The organism is Brevibacillus sp. MER 51 (assembly GCF_023714195.1).
Lineage (GTDB): Bacteria > Bacillota > Bacilli > Brevibacillales > Brevibacillaceae > Brevibacillus.
Map to the genome: position 1 here is coordinate 497,617 of NZ_JAMAUS010000001.1, position 17,092 is coordinate 514,708.

The window sequence follows — 17,092 nt, forward strand, 5'->3', positions numbered from 1 at the left end:
GTCCTCCCTATACGTCCTGCCGGGATACGTGAATGCTCCCAGCAAGGAAAAATGCGATGCCCATGAGTACGACGATGATCGGTAAATGAATGCCGATTTCACGGTTAGTAAACAACATGGTTTCGTTCACGTACTGATACGCAACGGGCGAAAAGTCTACATAGTACGACCAGATGAAAAGACGTCCGACTTGTGGCGGAAATAAGCTCGCTGTCATGCCAATGAATCCCCCGATCATCCCGAGGCATAGGCTGAACGCCTGATTTTTGATGGCGAGAGAGACCCATTGTTGCAGAGCAATCACCACGAGGTTTGTCAGTGTGGTCCCTGCGACAAAGCAGAGTAAAAGGCCAATCGGGACTGGCTCTGCTAAACCATAGCCAATGCCAAATGTCACGATCGCCATAGCCTGTAGAATGACTGCACTCCCCATCAAAACAGCCGCAGAGACGAATTTTGCCGCATAAACCGCTTTTCGGCTAACAGAGGCAGCCATCAGCAGCTTCCATGTACGCCCCTTGTGTTCCATATCACAAATTCGTGAAACAATGACAGCCGAACCGATCGGCAAAAACAATCCGTTCATGGCCGTAATCGTAACCAGTATGGCGCTCCACGTCTGCGCATCTGGATTTTTATTCATCGACGTACTGACAGCCATAAACCCCCATGCCAGTTCGATACTCAAAAGAATAGCGAGCATGAGAAACAAACGCTTATGTCGAATTTTATAAAACTCCAGCCAAAGCGTCCTCATTACAAACTTCCCTCCCTACCAGTCAGAGAGAGGAAAATGCTCTCCAGACCTTGCTTGTGCACTTCAATGCGATAAACATCAATGCCCGCCATCATCAGCGTCCGGTTTGTCTGTGCTACTTCCCTATCTTCCATGCCCTCCATGACAAGAAAGCCATCTTGGAGACTTGGAGAAAGCTCCATTTCTTGAAGAACTCTTCTCGCTTTTTCATTATCCTGCGTTTTCATCCAAACATGAGGCTGGCTGTTCCGTTGCAGCTGCTCCATACTTCCTTGAAACAAGAGTTTCCCTCCGTGGATAATGCCAATGGACGTCGCTACTTGCTCGATTTCCGAGAGCAGATGGCTGGAAATCAACACGGTCATTCCATACTGATGTGGCAATGATTGAATCAATTCCCGAATTTCCCCGATTCCCGCAGGATCCAGACCGTTTGTCGGTTCGTCGAGGATGACGAGCTTTGGAAAATGCAGCAAAGCCATGGCAATTCCCAATCGTTGCTTCATCCCGAGCGAATACTGATCTACCTTTTTGTTCTTTTGTTTTTCCAAACGGACGATTTGCAAGGCCTTCTCTACATATTTGTCCGGGACATCTCGCAGCCGCTGCATGACGCGCATATTTTCAAGGCCGGTAAGATGACCGTAATAGGAAGGAGCCTCGATCAAGGAACCCGTCTGACTCAAAATTTCAAGTCGGTTTCTGCAAAAATCCTTCCCGAATACAGATACACTCCCTTCCGTCGGCCTGACTAATCCTAGCAGCATTTTTAGAGTCGTCGATTTTCCTGCACCATTTGGACCGAGGAAGCCATAGACCTCCCCTTCTCCTACCGCAAGATTCACACGCTGGACGCAATAGGCTCCTCCATAGTGTTTTGAAAGGTTTTCCGTTCGAATCACCGTATTCATGTTTTCTCGCTCCTATCTGTTGGTCTCTCAAATGAAATCATAGAGTCCCAACCCGTCAATAAGCTGACAGGAATCTTACGACAACCTTAAATCGCCTCCAAGTGGGTAGAACAGACAAATCGAGCGAGTATAATGAATACGGGTGATTCAATATGGAAGAGTGGAAACAGAAAAAAGTGCTCATCGTGGAAGATGAGCTTGGAATCAGAAATATGATCGATGGATTTTTGCGTAAGGAAGGATTCTCTCGTATTTTTCATGCGGGTAGTTGTAAAGAGGCGCTAGGGATATTCGCTTCGGATAAGCCAGATGTCGCCATTCTGGATGTCATGTTGCCTGATGGAGATGGATTTGGACTTTTGACTTCGATCCGTCGTTTCTCGCAAATCCCTGTCATATTTTTGTCAGCGAGAGGGGAAGATGAAGATCGATTGCTCGGACTTGGCCTGGGCGCTGACGACTATATAGTGAAGCCATTTTTACCGCGTGAGCTCGTTCTTCGTCTTCTGGTCATTTTACGACGCGTTTACGCTCCTCCCCAAATCGAACGTCTGCCCGTTTTCCAGCTTGGTGACAGTATAATCGATTTGGAGGCAGCAACCGTGACGAGAGACCAACAAGAATACGCGTTGACTGCCAAGGAGCACGCCCTCTTGCGAAAACTCTATGAAAATCGGGGACGAATCGTCACGAGTGACGCCCTTTGCCAATCTGTATGGGGTGACGATTACTACGGGTATGAAAACACACTGATGGTTCATATGCGGCGCATTCGCGAAAAGATCGAGCCATGTCCGTCCACTCCTGAATATTTGCTGACGGTAAGAGGACTCGGGTACAAATTACTCGTAAAGGAAGAGTCGTAGATGGATGGAGCCGCACGAATTTTACGTCGTTATACAGGTGCTTCTATCCTGATCGCCGTCTTTTTGCTCATCGTCAATTACATCATTCTCGGTACATTTGTTTTCAAAGGCATAAATGAAGGCTCTCCTCCCATTTACGTCACACAAACTGTCGCAGAAGGTCTTCACGTAAACGGTTCCCACTATACGTTGGAACCAAATGCACGAGAATGGTTGCAAAAAAGCCAGGCTTGGGCCATGCTCATTGCGAACGATGGGAAGGTCGTCTGGGACTACGCCATACCAGACCAATTGCCCCGCGCCTTTTCCTTAGCAGAAGTGGCGCAGTTCTCACGAAATTATTTACAAGACTATCCTGTTTTTGTTTGGGAGCATGAGATGGGGCTGGTCGTCGTGGGCTACCCGAAGGACAGTCTCGCCAAGTACCAGATTCATTTTCCGATCAGTTGGATAAGTGATTTGCCATATCGATTGCTGGCTTTACTTTTCGGAAATATACTGCTCGCCGCTCTTCTCTCGCTATTCATCGGCTCTCGACTCATTCGGTCAATCCGTCCACTGATTAGGGGGATTCACGCTCTGTCAGAAGATCAGCATACACATGTCGAGGCAAAAGGAGTGTTCAGCGGGATTGCCCGAAGCATCAATCATGCTTCGGCGCTTCTGCAGGAGAAGAACGCTTTGCTAAAAGCCAGAGACGAAGCACGCTCGAACTGGATCGCAGGAATTTCCCACGATATACGCACGCCATTATCGATGGTGCTCGGGTATGCCAGTGAATTGGAAGAAAGCGACGTGGTGCCTTACGAACAGCAACAAAAAGCAAGCATTATTCGAAAGCAAGGGGAAAAGCTCCGGTCTTTGGTCAGCGACTTGAATCTCGTCTCCATGCTGGAATACGAGATGCAGCCCATCCATCCCAAACCAATTCGGCTATCGACACTAGCGCGGCAAATTGTCACTGACTTTTTGAACAATGATTTGGCAGAGACGTTTACCATCGAGCTGGATGTCACGACTGAACAATGCTTCGTGATGGGCGATGAAAAACTTCTTGTCCGCGCCATTACGAATCTGATCCAAAACAGCATCGTGCATAACCCATCAGGCTGTCGCATCCACGTGCAAACGACCCTGTCACCCAACCAGCGCAATGCTCTCCTGACTATCACTGACAACGGAAAAGGCATTGAGCAAAGCATGCTGCCTGACTTGGTGGAATTGCCGTATTCGTCAAAAAGAAAAGCTCCCTTACACAATGGTCATGGTCTCGGTTTGCCAATGGTTGCACGTATAGCTGCCGCTCATCATGGACACCTGCTGTTAACAAGCGATACAGGAAAAGGGATGACAGCAGAGCTTTGTTTCCCCCTCTTTTCCTAAAGAAAGACAGCATAGAGAAAGCACCCCTTGTCTCGCCAATGGAGAGTAGACTCTCACAAGCGTGCAAATGGGGTGCTTTTAATGTTCCTCGTTAATTACTTCACGAGATCGCGCATGATCTCTTCTGCTTTGACGTCAGTGGTGATCAGCTTCTCTTTTTTCATCCAATCAATCAGTGTTTGCCAAGATTCGGCCGTCTGGTATGCAAAAGGCTTTTCCCCCGCATCCATCAACGGAATCAGGGTATCCAAGCTCTTGGTCTCAATGTCTTTTTCCAGCGGGAAATCGGCAGCCTGTTTGGCAAGCAACAGATCGAGTGCCTTTTCCTTATTATTTTTCACATAGTCCTGGCCCTTGCCAATCGCACGCAGGAAACCTTCCACAGCTTTCTGCTTTTTGCCCAAAGTCTCGTCACTTGTTGCCAATACGAGCTCATAATAGTCTGGAACACCAAACTCAAAAGGCTTGAACACATTGACTGGAATGCCGTGCTTCTCCAAAATCAGTTGTTCATGGTTGATGTAGCCACCTACCACTGCATCGACCTTTTTGGCCGTCAACGCTGGGACGATGTCAAAGCCGATATCTGTGAAGGTCAATCCGGAATCATCGCCACCACTATGCTTCACAACTTGACGTACGATCGATTCATCCAGTGGAAGTGATGGATAACCGATATTTTTTCCAGCCAACTTTTGCGGAGTATCGATTCCACTGTCTTGGCGCGTCATGATCACGTTTAACGGATGACGAACGAGCGCACCTACAGATACGACAGGAACACCTTCTGCACGAGCTTGAATGAGCTGTGGTTGATAGCTGATCGCCAAATCCACTTTGCCCGCAGCCGCCATCTTCAACGGATCATTGCTGTCCGAAGGCATTTGCATGGTCACCTTGAGGTTCTCGTCTTTGAAATACCCTTGCTCCTCTGCGGCATACAAGAAGGAATGTACAGCATTCGGATACCAATCGAGCGCAATCGTCAACTCAGTCGGCTCCGTTCCTTTATCAGCAGGGGCTTGCGTCTGACCAGCATCCGAGCTCGCCTGATTGCCGCATGCAGCAAGACCCGTTGCCAATGTAAGTGCCATGAATGCTTTTGTCCATTTGTTGAAAGGTTTCATTGTTGTTCTCCTTTGATTTTCATATGCGGGGAAAAATGACGTTCGATTCGTCCAACTAGCCAAAACAGCAGCATGCCGAGAATGGAGAGTAACAGGACCGAGGCAAACAACGCGGGTGCCTGAAAATTGCCGGATGCCCGTCTCCCAAAGTACCCGAGTCCCTTGCTCGCTCCCAGCCATTCCCCAATCGTCGCCCCAGCCACACTGTAAGTAGCTGCCACTTTCAGACCACTGAAGAAATGGGGTAAACTCGACGGGAGTTGCAGCTTGGTGAAAATTTGTCCGTTCGTTGCCCCCATTGTTTTTAACAACTGGAGCATTTCCTTGTCAGTCGAGCGAAGTCCATCATACGTGTTGACAACGATCGGAAAGAAAGTAAACAGAATCGTTACAGCGATTTTTCCAGATAAATCATAACCGAACCATAAAATAAATACAGGTGATAATGCGATAATTGGGATTGTTTGGGAAATAACGATGTACGGATAGACCAGACGCTCCACAATCCGACTGCGAATCATTGCAAAGGCAAGGGAGATTCCAAATACAATCGAGATCGATAGCCCCAGTAACACTTCCTTTAACGTCGCCCAAAGATGTACACCTACTAGAGAGGTACGTAAATCCCACAACGATACGACCACAGCGCTAGGCGGTGGTAAAATGAATGGCGGCACCCCAAGGAAGCGACAACCAGCTTCCCACGCCAGGAGAAAAATGGCGATGGAGATGCCAAACCAAATGCCTCTCCCCATCATGCTTCTCTCCTCAAGGGCTTCATTGCTGATTGGCGATCCTGTCGAAGCAATTCCCAAATTTGCTCACGCAATGCCAAAAATCCGGCTTGGTTGCGGCTGCTCGCCGTTCGCGGTCTGCTCACCGGAACAGTTAATTCGATGGGCTTGGTGATCGGACTACCTGAAAGGACGATAATCCGATCTGCAAGTAGAATAGCTTCGTCGATATCGTGCGTAATCATCAGCATCGTACTGCCTGTTTCCTGCCACTTTTCCATCAGCCACTCTTGCATATCCATTCTCGTAATTCCATCCAACGCACTAAACGGCTCATCCAACAGCATCATCTCTGCGCCTGAAAACAACGCACGCAAAAAGGAAACCCGCTGACGCATGCCACCGGAAAGCTGGGCTGGATAGCTGTCAGCCCAAACCTGAAGCCCGTATCTTGGCAATTGCTGTCTGACACGCTCATGCGCTTCTTTTTTCGTCATACCTTTGATTTCCAGCGGCAAAGCTGCATTTTCGACAATTGTACGCCATGGCATGAGCAGATCGCGTTGGGGCATATAGCCGACCTGCCCTAAACGATTTGCGACTGGTACACTGCCGAGCCTGATTTCGCCTTGTCCCGGCTCAAGAAGACCTGCGATGAGCTGAAACAAGGTGCTTTTCCCGATCCCGCTCGGACCGATCAAGCTGACGAATTCCCCTTTTTCCACACGCAGATCAAAATGATCGAGAATCTGCCTGTCGCCATACGAAAAGCTGACGTCGGCGAAAGCTAGTTGTTCTCCCACGGCCACATTTCCTCTCTGTAGGACATGTCCCAGAACATGTACTCCATTTTGGAGGTGTTGACGAAATACTCCTCCAGTTTGGCCAGTTCTTGCTCGCTCTTACCTTCTGCCAATTGGTTCATGATCTCAATCAGCCAAATCGCCAACTGCCCAAATTCATCAGAGCTGTACATACGTACCCATTCGCCATACAGTTCGTGATCCAGCGCTCCTTCTACTTGTGCCAAGCGCTTTCCGATTTCCCAATAGCTCCATGTGCATGGGAGTAGTGCACTCACCAATTCGGCCAACGACCCTTGATGAGCGACACGCAGCATGTAGCTGGTGTACCCGAGCATCACAAAGGAAGGCTCTGTCGCTTCCAGCTCCGCGCGAGAGATGCCAAAGCGCTCGGCATACTGACGATGCAGCTCCATCTCTGTGTTCAGCGTCGATTCTTGCAAAGCGGCAAAGCGAGAGCTTGTTTCCAGATCGTATGCCTTCACACTGGCAATCGCGAACATTTTCGCGTAATCAATCAGATAGATGTAGTCTTGTTTCATGTAATATTTGAAGGCACCAACAGGCAGGCTGCCATCTCCAAGTCCGGTGACGAAAGGATGTTGATGAACACGCTCCCAGATTGGGGCTACACTTTTTCTCAAACGATCAGTAAAGGTTGTCATGCGGATACTCACTCCTTCGCTTCCTTTGGGGTATTGCACCAGGTGGCGATGAAACGGGTCATGATCTGGGCAAAATGAACGAGCTGGTCAGGATCAATGGATTCATCTACGGCATGTGCATGTGCGAGCTCACCCGGTCCGAATAGGACAGCCGGAATGCCTGCATGCGCAAACCAGCCTGCATCCGTCACCGTAGGCGACATGTTAACAATAGGCGTTTGATGCATGAGACTCTCATATGCGGATTGCAGTGTAGCCAACCCCGGATGCTTCGTATCCAACTCCAGTGAAGGGAAGATTTCACCGCGCTCCTCAATCATCGAACGTCCACCCCAACGGAAGGTTGGAGGATTGTCTCTCAGCCAAAGATCAGCGGCTGCTGCACGCCCGACGTGATCCTCGATCTCTCGAATAATCTCTTCATAGGATTCGTTCGGATAAAAATGAACAGTAATCCAGAGAGCGCAACGGTCTGCGATGAACGCAGCGTGACGACCTCCCTCGATGACTGCGGGATTGATCGTATTGCTGCCTGCCGGGAAGCCGGGATAGGACTTCATGACTGCCCAGTCCCGCTCCAGCTCCTGTAGTGCGGTAATCACCTTCGTCATTTTTTCAATGGCAGAAGCTCCCCTGACGCGGCCGCCTGCATGAATCGTCTGTGCACGCATTCCGTCATGCAGCGTCGTCGGACTCTCAATCGTGATCCAGCCTGTAATGACCCCGCCCTGCCCTTGCATTTGGAGATTGCTCGTGTCCACTACAACGGCGTAGTCAGCCTGATAGCCACGCTCGATGGCGGCCAATGTCCCCGCTTCACCCGCTTCTTCACCGATGACGGATTGAAAGAGCAAATCGCCTTGGAGCTCGATTCCGTGTTCGCGAAGCATTTGGATCGCAAACAAGCTCGCTGCGAGTCCGCCTTTCATATCCGCAACTCCACGGCCGTACAGGCGTCCATCCTTGCCATGTGTCAAAGCAAAAGGTGGATACGTCCACCCGAGGTCATCTCCGACTTCAGCCACATCGATATGCCCGTTGATAATCAAGCTGTTTGCGTGAGTTGAGGCACTCCCTGATAACCGCCCGACGATATTGTCGTCTCCCGGATATACCGTCCAGCGATCCACTTCGAATCCCATCGCTTGCAGTCTGTTGGCGATTACTCCTTGTGCGACATCGCTGTTTCGTGCGGGAGGACTCACAGTCGGATGAGAAACGAGCTCTGCCAATAAGGCGAACAGCTCTTCTTTGCGGCTGGCAATCGATTCTACCGCTTCTGTCAGTCGATGCACGTTACTCAATCATCCCTTCGGTCGGGCTGCTCGCGGATGCGTAACGCTTTTTCGCGATACGGCCTGCCAGGAAGCCTTTGCGACCTGCTTCGACCCCTAGCTTCATCGCTTCTGCCATCAGGACAGGATTGTCAGCGAGAGCGACTGCTGTATTCAACAAGACACCGTCAGCCCCCAGCTCCATCGCTTTTGCGCAGTCTGCTGGCGAGCCAATCCCTGCATCTACAATAATCGGTACTTTCGCATCTTCGATGATAAAGCGGATATTGTTTTCGTTGACAATCCCTTGCCCGGAACCAATTGGAGACGCACCTGGCATAACCGCATGTACGCCAACCTCTTGCAGACGTCTGGCCAGAATCGGGTCATCATTGGTGTAGGTCAGCACGATAAAGCCTTCTTCCACCAAGATTTTCGAAGCCTCGAGCGTGCCAATCGGGTCAGGGAGAAGTGTTTTCGGGTCTCCAATGACTTCGACCTTGATCATGTCACACAGTCCAGATGCTTTAGCCAAACGGGCAATGCGCACTGCTTCCTCTGCTGTATAGGCACCTGCAGTATTTGGTAGCAGGGTGAATTTTTTCAAATCGAGTCGTTCCAAAAAGTTCGGTTCTTGCGGATTTTCCAAATTCAAGCGGCGAATCGCAAAGGTCAAAATTTCTGCTTCCGACACCTCTACTGCTTTCCCTTGTGTATCCAAATCAGCGAATTTACCTGTCCCTAGAAGTAAACGGGAGCGAAACTCGTAAGGTCCAATTTTCAATGTATCCATCATTCTGATCATCCTCCTCCGACAAAATGAACGATTTCTATGCGATCTCCGTCTGCAATCGGTGTTTGTTCGTACGCAGAGCGATTAATAATGTCACCATTTCGCTCAACGACGACAATTTTCTCTTGCAGGGAATAAGAAGCGAGCAAGGCCCGCACTGTCGTGATTTCTTCCGCCAACTCTACTTTTTTCCCATTCAGTTGAACAATCATTGATTACCTCCTTCTACTGGAAAAAAAACGGCTTCTCCCACCTGCCTGAGTCGATTCAGACAAACAGAAGAAGCCGTATACCCATCCCATCTCCCCGGACGAATGGCATAAAAAAACCATCCGCCTCGGATGGTTGAGTGTCATCTTATCATCCATGCTCGCAAACAAGCATAGTTCCGCTCGGATGCGACATGTGATCCTGATTCCAAATACCTCTTCCTCCGCTGGCATGACCCAGGTCAGGTTCAACGGTCAGTAACACACTCGTTACAATCTCAGCCAACGTTGCTTGGCCCCCGTTTGGTAGTAAAGCTATGCAATTATCGTACATTCGAGTTTTACAGTACCACTCTATTTCGTGTTTGTAAAGGCTTCCTTGTGCATCTTTTCGAGCTCAGCGAGACAGCGCTCTGCCCAAGCTGCCATTTTTGCAAGCTTTTCCATTTCTCGCTCCATCGCCTGACGCACAGATTCCTTGTAATCTGGAATCGCTCCATTGTAGCGAATGACCCCTTGGACAGGCGTCATGAATTTTTCCATGTAAGAGAGTGCTGGACGCTGGTGAAACAGCGGCACATCCACTTCGTAGGAAGAATGCAAATCGCCTTGGGTTGGGTATTTGGTTACTGCCAACACTTTTACCAGCAGCTTCGAGTCGTGGATTTCCAATACTTCTGCAATATATTCACCAGTCCGCTGCGAAACACGAACAATATCTCCCGGATTCCAGTTCATCGCGGTTTCCTCCTTTTCTTGAATCGAATGCATTTACATCAGCGAGGCTTCCAGCAGATTGCGCGCATGCAGCAATACTTCTTCCGCATCCACTACTGACTGCCCGCCACCCTGTGCCATGGCAGGGTTTCCCCCGCCTTTTCCGTTAATGATCGGCAAGGTTTCTTTCAACACTTGATTGATGGCTATGTTGACTTCTTGTCCACGAGCAAACACGACTTGCATTTTGTCTTCGGCAGTAGCAGCCAAGAGGCAAATCGCATCTGGCGCCAGAGCAGTAGCCAGCTGTGCGAACTGCTGAAGCTGTTGAATGGTTTTGTCTGTGAAGGTGCGCATTATGAGGCGAGAATGACCGAGTTTGGTGGCAGCAGTCAATTGTTGATTGACTTCCACTTCCAAGAACTGCTTATCCACTTCTGCCACTTTTGCCTTCAAGGTGTCGCGTTCTCCAAGGAGACGTTCCGTCTGTGCGATCAGCTCTCCTTCATTGGTAGCGAGCAACTTCGCCGTATCACGAACGACAGCTTGCTTTTGGTTATAGTCCCGCAAAGCTCGCCAGCCACAGATGAATTCCAAACGAATGTTTCCGCGATGCCGCTCCCAGCCCAAGATCTTGATCATCCCGACTTCGCCTGTCCGCGCTGGATGTGTTCCTCCACATGGGTTGTAATCAAAATCAGGTATCATCACGACGCGAATATTTTCCGTAACAGTCGGTTGTTTTTTCAAGGGCAGCGTTGCCAATTCCTCGTCATCAACAAACCGTGCAATGATGGGGTGGTTTTCCAAAACAATCTGATTCGCTCGCTTTTCTACCTTCTCCCATACCTCTGCAGTCAACTCATCCAGTCGTACATCAATGGTGACACGCTCTTTGCCCAGGTGAAAGGCGACGGTCTCCGCCTGCAAGATTTCCAGGAAAGACGCGGATAAAATGTGTTGACCAGCATGCTGCTGCATGTGATCGAAGCGGCGGTCCCAATCGATGTGCCCCGTTACTTCCGCTGTGCTTTCGGACAAAGGAGCCTCCAGTCGGTGACGAATTTCGCCATCTACCTCTTCCACATCTACCACACGAATCTCTTCCAATACGCCCAGGTCGGAAGGCTGTCCGCCTCCAGTAGGGTAAAAAGCCGTTTGATTCAGTACCACGTAAGGTGTCCCATCTTGCTCGACACCAGTCCTCGTCACCTGGGCCGAGAAGGTTCTTGTATAGGCATCCTGATAATAGAGTCTGTCGTCCATCGTTACTCCTCGCTGCATGGAACCATGGTTCCAGCCTGATTCTCCCACATGGGGGCAAAACGAAAAAACGTATGTATAAAGCTTAGCCAAACAACTGATCCATTTGTTTTTCGCGCTCTTGGCGCTCCTCTGGGCTTGCCAGGTCGTACTTTTTCAATAAATGAAACAGCTCGTTTAGACGCTCTTGGCTGAGTTCGCTATTCAACTGATTTTTGAATTGACTCACACGCAATTCCGACAGATGAGGCGCTTGTTCTGCCAGTTTCTTGAGTACGTCCTCATGGCTGTGATCCAATTTGCATTCTCCCATGATTTCTCCCCTTTTCCTTCCTGTCATCTTCATCATACCATGATTGTTCATTCGAAAAAAAGGCGTACAACCCGTGATGGAATGTACGCCAGATGACTATGCACGCTTGCGGACGCGAAAGTTCTCCTCGATCAACAGCCAATTTTGCGGAAATGGCAAACCGAGCTTCCAGTAGCTGACGCCTCGCAAACCAAGCTGTTTAACCAGATTGAACTTGGCTTGGATCGACCGTGCATCCTCAAACCACACCTGATGTTGCTTACCTTGATTATCGGTGTACGTAAAAAACGGAGCCTGCGCGCGATAGTCATACCGGATGACGGCATTATGCTGGGAAGCCAGTGCAATCGCTGCCTGTGGACTCAATGCACGCGCTGTCGTCCCTCGCTCGTACGGTAAGGTCCAGTCGTATCCGTACAGATTTTGGCCCATCAAAATTTTCTGGGCTGGTATTTCGGTAATGGCGTACTGTAAGACACGCCGCACCGGTCCGATCGGAGAAACCGCCATGGGAGGACCACCACTATAGCCCCATTCATACGTCATGATCACGACAAAATCGGCAAGCGCTCCTATCGCCTTGTAATCATGGGCGGAATACCATTTGCCTGCTTGCACAGCACTCGTCTTCGGCGCGAGCGCAACAGACATCATCAACCCCGCTGCATGTATACGATCCCTTGCTTTTCGCAAGAAGCTCGCGTACGCTTCTGCACCTGTTGTAGGCAAAGCCTCCAGATCAAAATGGATATCCCCCATTCCAAGCTCCCGGGCGGTCGCGAGAATATTATCCAACAATTTGTTCTGGAACTCTTGATCGTTCAGGATGAGTGCGCCCAATTCCGTGCTGAACTGACCTTTTTCCAAATTCGTCACGACCATCATCAGTAGGACCTGGTTTTCTTTTGCGATCGCCGGAAAATTGTTCAGATTTGGTCGTTGGAGAGTTCCATCCCGTTTGATACGAAAGCTGAACGGTGCCAAATACGTAAGATGAGGGGCAGCCGTCCGAACATCCGCTTCCATCGCGGGTGGGACTGTACGGCGCGGTTCCACATACGCATTGAAATCAGCCGCTCGTCTAGGGCGAGGCGGGATATATAGCTTTTGCCCGACTTGTAGCGGTTTATAGGGAGAAATCCCATTGACGCGAGCAAGCTCTGCTGCGCTGATCTGATTTCGCTGACTGATTGTATACAACGTATCTCCTCGTTTGACCCAATAGTAGCTTCCTACAATCGGGATCACCATCGCCTGTCCGGTTGCCAGTTTATCGGGGTCTGGCAATTCATTCGCCTTATTGATCGCTTCCGGGGTCGTTCCGTACGTCTCGGCGATGCTCGCTAAGGTTTGTCCTTCTTCCACCACGTGGATTTGCATACGCCCCCTCCTTCGCATTTCTTCTCTCTTTGTCATATTCATGGCGAAGGAAATAGGTGTATGTCTAGGCCAGAGGTTTCAATACATCGTATAAAAATCCAACGGACTGGATGGCATAATGGCGGTCTAACAATTGATTTTTGTAAAAGATCAGCAAGGCGGGTACGCTGGTTACTTGCCATTGTTCTGCCAAAATTGGTGCCGTATTAATATTGATCTGATACAGAGGGACGGTAGGCAATGTTTCTTGCATGATGCCGAGCATACGTGCTGCAAGCTTGCAGGTCCCACACATCGGTGTATAGACAAAAAGAGCGACCGACTCCTTTTCTTGCAGGTATTGGTTCAGTTCTATGGAGGATAGTTCTTGCAAGTCGTTCACTCCTTTCTATCTCATCGGACATGATCATTCACGCTAGACCCACTGTTTGTGGATGTCAACAGCGTGATGCACAGGCTTCGTAAAAATTGATAGCCAATTGAATGTTTTCAGCTATTTGTTTCATGATCAAAAAGATAATGTCAGAGCGTTTCTTCTGTTTGCCTGTTTTTACACTTAATCTGTTTAATTTCGACCCGGCGATGTACTATAGCTATAGCAACCCGACAGTGATCCATCCGTTCGAAGCATTGTATGTGATTGAGCACTCTTGTGCAAAAATGAACAAAACCACGGAGAGGAGTTATGTAAATTGGTGAGCTTTGGTACTCTTATTGCCTTTCTATTTGTTTCGCTCGGCATGGTTTGTTCTCCGGGCCCTAACATGATTTACCTCATTTCTCGTACCATTTCTCAAGGTCGCAAAGCTGGAGTCATCTCACTTCTTGGTGTCATACTTGGATTCGTGATTTACATGATTGCAACCATGCTCGGCCTCTCTGCTCTTTTCATAACGGTTCCGTTTATTTACGAATCAGTCAAATGGGTCGGAGCTGTGTACCTGCTTTGGCTCGCTTGGAATGCGGTCAAACCGGGTGCAGCTTCCATTCTCAAGCCTGATACTCTTTCGATTGAACCACCGAAAAAGTTATTTTTGATGGGATTCATGACAAATCTACTGAACCCCAAAATTGCAATTTTGTATGTTTCACTCTTGCCTCAGTTTGTAGATCCTGCGCGGGGATCGGTGCTCCTGCAAAGTGTTACTTTAGGCCTCACACAAATAGCCGTCAGCTTTACCGTTAACCTGCTTATTGTTCTGGTAGCAAGCAGAGTTGCTATGTGGTTTGGCACACGCCCAACATGGCTGCGCGTGCAGCGTTGGCTCATGGCAAGTGTCTTGACAGGTCTTGCTGCGAGTCTTGCTTTTGATCGCAGATAGTGATCCATACTTTCATTCAATAAGAGCCTGCATAAAAAAGTAGACTACAGCAATAGTTGCCGTAGTCTACTTTCTCTTTCGTCAAACTCAACACTTAACGCGCAATCGTTGTATGAGCCAGCTCCTCGGTCACGGTACAGACCGCACTCGAATCCCAGCTCCCTTTGCCTTGTGCTTTGGCTGCCGCATACATTTGCGCAACCGTGCCTCCAACGAGAACAGGCACTTGCTGTTCACGTGCGGTTTGTGCATATAGCTGTAAATCCTTGTGCATATGATCCAAGGAAAAGACGGTATTTTCATACGTACCGTACAAGATGTTCGGCCCAAAAACGGAGAGCACACGATTGTGGGCAGAGCCTTTGTCCATGACAGCTGCCAGCTTGTGTGGATCAACGCCAGCTTTTGCCCCGACACTGAACGCCTCGCCCAACGCTGCTGTAATGACTGCAACGACAGAGTTGTGACAAAGCTTCGCCACCTGTGCGGAGCCGGATTCCCCCAGATAAAAAATTTCCTTCCCAATCGCCCTGAGATAGTCCATGATTTCCGGAAGCTTTGCCTCATCACCGCCAACCATAATGGTCAACGTTCCGGCAGCAGAGCCCGCGGGTCCTCCACTCACCGGACAATCATAGTAGTAGATCCCTTTACCTACGCCATGCTGATTCAGACGTTTTGCCGTGGCAGGATCGATCGTACTTGTATCAAATACGAAACTACCGGCCCCTAATGATAAGAAAAGTCCGTCCTCACCCAGCATGACTTCCTCGACAATCGCAGGACCTGGAAGCGAAGTGAAAACGACACGTGCTACGCTACCCACTGCCAGTGGAGACTCTACGACCGTCGCTCCTTTTTCCTTCGCCCAGGCTTTTGCTGCCGGACTTGGATCATAGGCATACACGTGGTAGCCTTTTTGCAACAGATTGCAGACCATCCCTTTGCCCATTGCACCAATGCCGATAACACCAATCGCTTCCATCTTCGCTCCTCCTGCTTTCCCTATACTTATGGCCGAATATAAACTATTTTTGTCTCGACGTAAAAATCGAGCGCTGACTCCCCTTGCTCTCTCGGACCCAACCCAGATATTTTTTTGCCGCCAAACGGAAACTGTGATTCAAAATGAGTCGACGGCATATTGACATGCGTGACACCTGACTGAATGCCTTTGACAAATTGGAACGCTTTTTGCAAATCGTTCGTAAAAATCGTGGAGGACAAGCCGAATTCCACCTGGTTAGCCACTCGCATAGCATGTTCGAAAGAATCCACATCGATCACGGCAATCACAGGGCCAAAAATTTCTTCGTTGGCAATCGTCATCTCCTGCGTGATGCCGGTAAACACCGTCGGAGCAACGAAATAGCCCTGGGCGAGATCGCCATCTACAAGGCGCTTACCCCCGCATTCCACTACGCCGCCTTCTTCGATGCCCTTCTGTACATAATGAAGATACAAATTGAGCTGATGCTCGTCCACTACTGGACCGTTATGATTGTCTGGATCGAAACCATTCCCGATTTTCAAGCCCTTCGCCCGCTCGATCAGTTTTGCTTTTACTTGTTCGGCTACTTCGGGAACAACCAATACACGACTTGTCCCCGTACAGCGTTGGCCATTATCGAAGAATCCACTCAATACGATGGAATCGATAGCGAGGTCAATATCGGCGTCCGCGAGTATGATCGCCGGATTTTTCCCGCCCATCTCCGCCTGAATCTTGCCTCCTCTGGCTCCAACTGCCCTCCCCAAGGCAAGTCCCACTTCAGAAGAACCCGTAAATGAGATCCCTTTGACCAGTGGATGATTCGCTAATTCATCCCCGATTATCGCACCCGGTCCTGTTACCAAATTCACAACGCCACTGGGAACGCCGCTTTCAATCAGGAGCTGTACCAGCTTTACGCTAATCAAGGAGGTGTTGCTCGCTGGTTTGAATACAACCGTATTGCCCGCGAGGATGGCTGGGACGATCTTCCACAAGCCAATCCCCAGCGGAAAATTCCATGGGGCAATGATCGCGAAAACCCCGATTGGCTCTCGCACCGTGTAACCAATTACCCGTTCATCAAAGGAGGGCACCGTTTGACCCGTCAAGCGTGTGGCTTCCCCGGTCAACTGCTTCATGGAAGTGATTGTCTTGGCAACTTCGCCTCTCGCTTCTCGCAATGTTTTTCCTACTTCACGGGTGATCGTTTCTGCGAGCTCTTCTTTGTGTTTTTCCAATAAGTGAATGAGGGAAAACAAGAACTCTCCACGTGTGGGAGCCGATTTTTGCGACCATTCACCAAAAGCATTGGCAGCAGCTTCAATCGCAGAACGCGCATCCAGCCCGTCCGATTTTTGAAAATAACCGAGAACCTCATTCGTATTGGCAGGGTTCGTGCTAGGGAAAACCTGTCCAGTATGGCTCGTAACCCAAGCTCCAGCGATGTAGTTATTGTAGGTTGCTGTCAAATCGTCTCCCACCTTCCGCGTCTTATAGAAGTATTGTATATAGCAAAAATTATGAATACAATGTATACACAGACACTTATTTCCAACTATAAATGTGTATTTCTCTACATGG

The 17,092-nt window shown here is 49.4% G+C and carries 19 protein-coding genes and 1 riboswitch; of the genes, 3 read left to right on the forward strand and 16 right to left on the reverse strand.

Annotated elements, in window-relative coordinates:
• Nucleotides 1–7: 7 nt before the first annotated feature.
• Nucleotides 8–757, reverse strand: coding sequence for an ABC transporter permease (locus tag M3630_RS01790; protein ID WP_251251023.1), 750 nt, complete (start codon nucleotides 755–757; stop codon nucleotides 8–10).
• A complete protein-coding gene (locus M3630_RS01795) occupies nucleotides 757–1,668 on the reverse strand; it encodes an ABC transporter ATP-binding protein (RefSeq protein ID WP_251251024.1) in 912 nt (303 codons plus the stop codon). The genes M3630_RS01790 and M3630_RS01795 overlap by 1 nt, the downstream gene beginning before the upstream one ends.
• A 152-nt stretch (nucleotides 1,669–1,820) precedes the next feature.
• Here M3630_RS01795 and M3630_RS01800 point away from each other — a divergent pair, with 152 nt between their 5' ends.
• Both M3630_RS01800 and M3630_RS01805 read left to right on the forward strand, forming a co-directional pair.
• Nucleotides 1,821–2,534 (forward strand): response regulator transcription factor, encoded by a 714-nt coding sequence (locus M3630_RS01800; RefSeq protein WP_251251025.1) that lies wholly within the window; start codon nucleotides 1,821–1,823, stop codon nucleotides 2,532–2,534.
• Nucleotides 2,535–3,917: a sensor histidine kinase gene (locus tag M3630_RS01805; protein ID WP_251251026.1), complete on the forward strand. Its 1,383-nt coding sequence runs from the start codon at nucleotides 2,535–2,537 to the stop codon at nucleotides 3,915–3,917.
• A 95-nt stretch (nucleotides 3,918–4,012) separates the two neighbouring features.
• Here M3630_RS01805 and M3630_RS01810 read toward each other — a convergent pair whose 3' ends face one another.
• The 12 genes from M3630_RS01810 to M3630_RS01865 all read right to left on the reverse strand — a co-directional run bounded on the left by M3630_RS01810 (nucleotide 4,013) and on the right by M3630_RS01865 (nucleotide 13,568).
• Nucleotides 4,013–5,044 carry an ABC transporter substrate-binding protein gene (locus M3630_RS01810; RefSeq protein WP_173607735.1) on the reverse strand — a complete coding sequence of 344 codons (1,032 nt, stop codon included), beginning with the start codon at nucleotides 5,042–5,044 and terminating at the stop codon, nucleotides 4,013–4,015.
• Nucleotides 5,041–5,799 (reverse strand): ABC transporter permease, encoded by a 759-nt coding sequence (locus M3630_RS01815; RefSeq protein ID WP_251251313.1) that lies wholly within the window; start codon nucleotides 5,797–5,799, stop codon nucleotides 5,041–5,043. Before M3630_RS01815 ends, M3630_RS01810 begins: the two co-directional genes overlap by 4 nt.
• Nucleotides 5,799–6,581, reverse strand: a complete 783-nt coding sequence (locus tag M3630_RS01820) for an ABC transporter ATP-binding protein (RefSeq protein ID WP_251251027.1) — start codon at nucleotides 6,579–6,581, stop codon at nucleotides 5,799–5,801. The genes M3630_RS01815 and M3630_RS01820 overlap by 1 nt, the downstream gene beginning before the upstream one ends.
• Nucleotides 6,566–7,246, reverse strand: a complete 681-nt coding sequence (gene tenA, locus M3630_RS01825; RefSeq protein WP_251251028.1) for a thiaminase II — start codon at nucleotides 7,244–7,246, stop codon at nucleotides 6,566–6,568. Before tenA ends, M3630_RS01820 begins: the two co-directional genes overlap by 16 nt.
• Nucleotides 7,247–7,254: 8 nt before the next feature.
• Nucleotides 7,255–8,550, reverse strand: a complete 1,296-nt coding sequence (locus M3630_RS01830) for an acetylornithine deacetylase (RefSeq protein ID WP_251251029.1) — start codon at nucleotides 8,548–8,550, stop codon at nucleotides 7,255–7,257.
• The gene (locus M3630_RS01835; protein ID WP_251251030.1) at nucleotides 8,543–9,316 is read right to left on the reverse strand and encodes a thiazole synthase; all 774 of its coding nucleotides are present in this window, start codon (nucleotides 9,314–9,316) and stop codon (nucleotides 8,543–8,545) included. The genes M3630_RS01830 and M3630_RS01835 overlap by 8 nt, the downstream gene beginning before the upstream one ends.
• Nucleotides 9,317–9,321: 5 nt before the next feature.
• Nucleotides 9,322–9,525 carry a sulfur carrier protein ThiS gene (thiS, locus tag M3630_RS01840; RefSeq protein ID WP_173607740.1) on the reverse strand — a complete coding sequence of 68 codons (204 nt, stop codon included), beginning with the start codon at nucleotides 9,523–9,525 and terminating at the stop codon, nucleotides 9,322–9,324.
• A 199-nt stretch (nucleotides 9,526–9,724) separates the two neighbouring features.
• A riboswitch (TPP riboswitch) is annotated at nucleotides 9,725–9,835 on the reverse strand.
• Between the two features lie 41 nt (nucleotides 9,836–9,876).
• The gene (gene kapB, locus M3630_RS01845; protein ID WP_173607741.1) at nucleotides 9,877–10,260 is read right to left on the reverse strand and encodes a kinase-associated lipoprotein KapB; all 384 of its coding nucleotides are present in this window, start codon (nucleotides 10,258–10,260) and stop codon (nucleotides 9,877–9,879) included.
• A 33-nt stretch (nucleotides 10,261–10,293) separates the two neighbouring features.
• Nucleotides 10,294–11,505, reverse strand: a complete 1,212-nt coding sequence (locus M3630_RS01850) for an alanyl-tRNA editing protein (RefSeq protein WP_251251031.1) — start codon at nucleotides 11,503–11,505, stop codon at nucleotides 10,294–10,296.
• 82 nt (nucleotides 11,506–11,587) lie between these two features.
• The gene (locus tag M3630_RS01855) at nucleotides 11,588–11,815 is read right to left on the reverse strand and encodes a hypothetical protein (RefSeq protein ID WP_232772963.1); all 228 of its coding nucleotides are present in this window, start codon (nucleotides 11,813–11,815) and stop codon (nucleotides 11,588–11,590) included.
• A 96-nt stretch (nucleotides 11,816–11,911) separates the two neighbouring features.
• The gene (locus M3630_RS01860; protein WP_251251032.1) at nucleotides 11,912–13,195 is read right to left on the reverse strand and encodes a glycoside hydrolase family 18 protein; all 1,284 of its coding nucleotides are present in this window, start codon (nucleotides 13,193–13,195) and stop codon (nucleotides 11,912–11,914) included.
• A gap of 64 nt (nucleotides 13,196–13,259) precedes the next feature.
• Nucleotides 13,260–13,568, reverse strand: coding sequence for a thioredoxin family protein (locus M3630_RS01865; RefSeq protein ID WP_251251033.1), 309 nt, complete (start codon nucleotides 13,566–13,568; stop codon nucleotides 13,260–13,262).
• A 319-nt stretch (nucleotides 13,569–13,887) separates the two neighbouring features.
• Here M3630_RS01865 and M3630_RS01870 point away from each other — a divergent pair, with 319 nt between their 5' ends.
• A complete protein-coding gene (locus M3630_RS01870) occupies nucleotides 13,888–14,517 on the forward strand; it encodes a LysE family translocator (RefSeq protein WP_251251034.1) in 630 nt (209 codons plus the stop codon).
• Between the two features lie 94 nt (nucleotides 14,518–14,611).
• Here M3630_RS01870 and M3630_RS01875 read toward each other — a convergent pair whose 3' ends face one another.
• Both M3630_RS01875 and M3630_RS01880 read right to left on the reverse strand, forming a co-directional pair.
• Nucleotides 14,612–15,502 carry an NAD(P)-dependent oxidoreductase gene (locus M3630_RS01875; RefSeq protein WP_173607747.1) on the reverse strand — a complete coding sequence of 297 codons (891 nt, stop codon included), beginning with the start codon at nucleotides 15,500–15,502 and terminating at the stop codon, nucleotides 14,612–14,614.
• Between the two features lie 26 nt (nucleotides 15,503–15,528).
• Complete coding sequence (locus tag M3630_RS01880) at nucleotides 15,529–16,980, reverse strand: aldehyde dehydrogenase family protein (RefSeq protein WP_251251035.1); 1,452 nt, start codon at nucleotides 16,978–16,980, stop codon at nucleotides 15,529–15,531.
• Nucleotides 16,981–17,092 lie beyond the last annotated feature (112 nt).